General features: G+C 57.2%; 1 protein-coding gene. It reads right to left on the reverse strand.

The annotated features are described in order from the left end of the window. Positions 1 to 360, reverse strand: a 360-nt coding sequence (locus AB4298_RS19730; RefSeq protein WP_371988072.1) for a cadherin-like domain-containing protein, incomplete at both ends; no start/stop codon positions are given.

Raw genomic sequence — 360 nt, forward strand, 5'->3', positions numbered from 1 at the left:
ACATCAAACTCAAGCGGGGTGTCTTCGGTGACATTAAGGGTATCGGTTAGGATATCCACCACCGGGGTCACGGTGACATTAATGACTTGGGTGACCGTATTGCCGTCATCATCGGTGATGGTGACAGTGAAGCTGTCATCGCCATAGTAATCGGCGACCGCAACATAGCTCCACAGACCCGTGGCCGGATCAATGGTGGCGGTTCCGTTGGCCGGGTTGCCGGTCACGGTAAAGACGCTGCCATCACTGAGGCCATCGTCATCGGTCGCGGTTAGGGTACCGGTAATGGCGCCGCCATCTTCGAGTCCAGTCCCCGAGGTGCCACCAGTGACATTGGTTGGATCATTCACCGGGCTGACG

This window comes from Shewanella sp. 10N.261.52.F9 (assembly GCF_041471165.1).
Taxonomy (GTDB): Bacteria; Pseudomonadota; Gammaproteobacteria; order Enterobacterales; family Shewanellaceae; genus Shewanella; species Shewanella marinintestina.